Genomic DNA, 4625 nt, shown 5'->3' on the forward strand with positions numbered 1-4625 from the left:
CATACCACCTGAATGTTCCGCCACAATATAGGTGTTGCTAACTTGAGCGACAGCTTTTAAGGAGTTAGGAGTTGGGAGTGAGGAGTTAGGAGTTTTGGGATTTTCGTTAGGATTTTGAGAATTGAAATTGTAGCTGCCTTTTGCTTCTGCGGCTTTGAGTAATTTACTAACTCGTGTTGTGTGGACAGCTTCTTTGAGATTATTAGAAGAAATGCTGAGTGCTTGGTTAATTGCTTGGGTAATTTGTTCTTGCCAATAAATGATTTCGTTGAGGTAAATTTCTGTTTTTGCTGGATTGCGATTCCAGTTAATTTGATCGGGGGAAATGGCAAGATGTAAGAAACAAATTGGATAGCGATCGCGTGGTAATGTTCTGTGAAATGCTGATAATATCGTTTGCTCTAGTTCCGGTGTCTTCACCATCCTGCCGTTAATGGCTACACGTACCCAATCTGGACGATGACGATGAGTACGATCGGGTAATCCTACCACTAAATTTAGTGCTGAGTGCTGAGTGCTGAGTGCTGAGTGGGGAGTGAGGAGTGAGGAGTTAGGAGTTAGGGGTTCTGAATTTAGTGGGTTGGGTATTTCGAGTTTTACTTCTTGCAAGTCACCTTGTCGCACTTGCGGTAAAATTTGCGGTAGTAGTTGTCCAGTTGTGGCAGCCGGACAAATGGTGAACCATTGACGGTCATTTTGGCAAATCTGCCAGGTGACATGGGGATGACAGAGGGCGATTTGGTGAATTGTGGCTTGCACAGCTTTCATTTGCTGTGCTGTTGTGGGTAATCCCTGACGACGTGATGAGCAATTACCGAAAAGATGAGAAACTGTAACTACTGTACCAGGTGCGATCGCAGTTGCTTCAACTTGTACAACTTTCCCGCCATCGCCATAAATTATCCGCCATCCTAAATTTCCCCCCAGAGGACGACTCAAAATTTCTAAATCTGCCAGAGTGGTTAAACTGTGTAATGCCTCACCACGAAACCCTAAGCTATTAATTTTCCACAAATCGGCACTAGAGCGAATTTTACTGGTGCTGTGGGCTGTGGCTGCTTGTTGCAAATCATCTAGGTTCATTCCACAGCCATTATCTGCCACCCGAATTCGCCATTGCTGCGGCCACAGAGAAACCACAATTCGCGTTGCACCTGCGTCTAGGGAATTTTCTACCAATTCCCGCACCACAGAGGCTAAAGAGTCGATTACCTCTCCAGCTGTAATGAGATATACAACTTCTGTTGGTAGAGCTTGAATAGTAGATGCCATAAATTATAGTTTATAACTTCTGGGGGCACGCTATATACGACTTCTAGCAAGAATCCTTTCTCAGCAACAAAAGAACCACAAATAAACACTGATAAATTATCTGTGTACATCTGTGGTTTAATTTATAAAACATTAATTTTGCAAGATATCTATTATGTATTACAACTTTTTCTATGGCATCAGAAAAAATTAGTAATTGCAACATTAATTAACATTAAATCACCTTACTTTATGAATATCTTTAGGCGATTCGTTAATTACTATCTCTCATGGACAAAATTTTAGCTGGTTCAGGTTTGAGCAAACCGTTCAACAGTGATGCAGGACGTTGACTGTAAGGCCAAGCAAAAGCATGACGGAAAGCCGCATCTTGACAAGCTTGTAGTTGTGCAAAACTAATAATGTTGTAAGTTAAGAGATTCTCATACTCAAACGGTAGACGCACATTGTGCAATCCAGCATTATCAGTACAGATAGCGATATCAACCCCAGCATCAAGACAACGGTCAAAAACTAATTTGAGTTGACGTATATCTTGCAAAGTTCCAGTTTTTAGGTAAGTTGTCGGACAAACCTCTAAACATTGTCCGCGTCTAGCCACATCATTAAGTAGCTCTGGATATAGTAGGGGAATTTGAATGCCGTGACCAATCCGCATCAAATATGGTAATAGTTCTGGGTAACAACCAGCAGTGGTTTCATATAGATGTCCCGTGGTGTTAACGCCCTGCGATCGCGCATAATCATATAAGCTAATCCATTCTTCTAAGCGATCGGCGTAATAACTATCACCTCCTGCTACATCTACTGCACAGACATACTGCTTATTTTGTGCCGCCAAATCAACAATCGCCTTGTTCACCTCATAAGGTAGGCGCGTATGCATACAGAGAATTTGGCTAGTAACAATCGGATATTCTGGCTGCTGGCTGGCAAGTCCTACTACTCGCACAATTTCTGCCATCTTATCAATTCTTGCAGATTGACTCAGATGCTCAGGTGTCCGCAAATAAGGAGTGTAGCGCAGTTCCAGATAAGCCAAATTTTCAAATATGTAAGCACCACGCACCAAACGATAGATAAAGTAAGGCAAAGTCTCTACAGTTTGCACACTTTCTACCAAGGTGTGTAATTCTAGATACTCATCTAGGGTGTTACGTGGGCGGGTATAAAAATCTTCAAAATCTGAATAGTCAGTAAAGCGGGAAATTAACTCCGAAGAATGCCGCTCGAAATATCGCCATAAAACTCGTGGTACGACCGAGCCGCCTAGATGTCTATGTAATTCAGCGTATAAAGCCATAGTGGTATTTTTAGGTAAAAATTTCAATGATTGTAACAAAAACATCGAAAGAAAAATCTGTCTTCAAAAAAATTTTGCTTCAACTTCTTTGGAGTAGAGGTTTCCCTACATCTGAATTTCAACAAATACTCCAACCGAGAAACGGCGCGAACGATTTGGTGGCTTGGAATTAGATGGGGTGCGATTTGCTATTCTTTATTCCAACCTCCTGCCTTCTTCACGTTTCTTCAACGGGAATAACCTGCTGCTTGATTTCTTCGTGTTTCACTTCCAATGTGGACTCGTTGGAAAAAACCAAAGGCGTATTGGGGGCGACAATGCCACCTGATACAACTATTTTAAAGGCGTCTTCAATCGACATGGAAAGGTTCACCACCTCGTCTTCAGGAACGACTGCGTACCATCCGGTAGTCGGATTTGGCGTGGTGGGGATAAAAACACTTAGTACAGGGCGAGACATCTGGGCTTGGATATCACTGCTGATTGCACCAGTAACAAAAGCGATCGCCCAAATTCCTCGGCGAGGATACTCTACCAAAATTACTCGGCGAAACTTGCCATTAGAATCTTTCAGTATTGTTTCTAAAAGCTGTTTGAGAGTTTTGTATACCTGCCCTGCTAAAGGAATTGCCTGTAATAATCGCTCACCAAAATCTAACAACCAGCGCCCAGCTATATTTCGAGCCATCAAGCCCATTAGTAATATACTTAGTAGTGGTACAGCCAAGCCTACTAATAAATTAAGTATATTTACTAAAAACGGGTTTAACCCATCAAAGGGATTCAATTGTTTGGGAATTTGGGTGAGAAAGTTGATTACCCAACTTGCAACGGTAATTGTCAGCCAGATAGTGGTTGCTAGGGGAATTATTACCAACAAACCAGCAATCAGGTCGTTTTTTAAGTCCTGTTTTAGGCGATCGATTACCAAGCCCCGATTCTCCTGTTTTAAGCTAGAGGAACTTTTGTTATTCGTATCCATACCAGCAGATTCGTCAAATTCCGAAGGCTTTAACTTTGGCAGATTCTGCCGCAAGTAACTGTCTAAAACGTTAGCAAGTTTCCTGCTGCTGGAAATCAGCTATTTTCCTATAAGCATACACATAGACACTAACCAATCCGATGGCGACTGGTTATTCTTAGAGGATGTTACTTTTCTTTATAAGACTTGTAAATGATTGTTGCAAGTTCTGACGTTGGAAGTCTGTTTTATCTAGCCTTGAATTATGAAAAACAAGATCCCCGACAACTTTTACGAAGTCAGGGATCTGTGTAGCACATCTGTGCGCCCTATGATTTTGCGATCGCTATACAAGAAATCCTTCTAATCTCCAGCCCTCTTCACGCCGCATCAACCTGTGTAGTTTCAGAATCCGCGCATTGCACCTGTTGCGTACTCTCTTGTACCAAAATTGCTGTTGTATCTAAATTAGGTTTTGGTAGATACTTCATTTCCCAGACTTTGAGCAAAATCAGGTATTCGTAGAATGCCTGTAATGTACACCAAGCAACTCCGGCACGTCCATCTAAACATCCGCCTAAGATAAAATACATATATATAAACCGTAGCAACGGTCTGGCGGGCAAACGTAAAGACAAATCTTTCAGGGCACGCCGTCTTTCGACTTCCGATTTGCCAAAGAATAAATCTTGCCAGTTCACCTTCCCCTGTTCTAGTTGGTACAAAGTCTCTTGAGCTTCGTCAGTAGAATAACGGTTGTGCTTGTCAATCCAGCGGCTCAAACCTTTGCTACAAGTGTAGTGTGGGTATGTTTCTTTTAAAAAGCTAGTTGCACCCTCACAAACTTCTCGCTCAGTATGACCGTAGTCTGTAAACCACACTTTACCGTGGCGGAAGAGTCGCATTTGGTAACGGGGATACTGTGTGCTGTAACGAATCCAATGATTCATGAACATGACGCGTTCAGCCACGTAGTAACCGATGTAGTCTGGATTCTGATTTGCCTTTTCGCATTCCGCAAACAGTTCTGGTGTCATACGCTCGTCAGCTTCGAGAATGTAAACCCATTGATGCTTCGGGGGGATAGAC

General features: G+C 42.4%; 4 protein-coding genes. All 4 read right to left on the bottom strand.

What is annotated here, in order from left to right; genetic code table 11:
* Positions 1-1272: DNA mismatch repair endonuclease MutL (mutL, locus tag IQ229_RS13890; RefSeq protein WP_194044611.1), on the bottom strand; the 1272-nt coding region annotated here is incomplete at its 3' end.
* 253 nt (positions 1273-1525) lie between these two features.
* Positions 1526-2575 (bottom strand): adenosine deaminase, encoded by a 1050-nt coding sequence (locus IQ229_RS13895; RefSeq protein ID WP_194044613.1) that lies wholly within the window; start codon positions 2573-2575, stop codon positions 1526-1528.
* Between the two features lie 217 nt (positions 2576-2792).
* Positions 2793-3557: a DUF502 domain-containing protein gene (locus IQ229_RS13900; protein ID WP_194044615.1), complete on the bottom strand. Its 765-nt coding sequence runs from the start codon at positions 3555-3557 to the stop codon at positions 2793-2795.
* A gap of 359 nt (positions 3558-3916) precedes the next feature.
* Positions 3917-4625, bottom strand: a 709-nt coding sequence (locus tag IQ229_RS13905; protein WP_194044617.1) for a glycosyltransferase family 2 protein, incomplete at its 5' end; no start/stop codon positions are given.

It is taken from the genome of Nostoc cf. edaphicum LEGE 07299, assembly GCF_015207245.1.
In the GTDB taxonomy this organism is placed as follows: domain Bacteria; phylum Cyanobacteriota; class Cyanobacteriia; order Cyanobacteriales; family Nostocaceae; genus Nostoc; species Nostoc edaphicum_B.

Excerpts from the sequence above, each read along its gene's own strand:
- IQ229_RS13895 (WP_194044613.1), bottom strand. The coding sequence starts at position 2,575 with ATGGCTTTATACGCTGAATTACATAGACATCTAGGCGGCTCGGTCGTA.
- IQ229_RS13900 (WP_194044615.1), bottom strand. The coding sequence starts at position 3,557 with ATGGATACGAATAACAAAAGTTCCTCTAGCTTAAAACAGGAGAATCGG.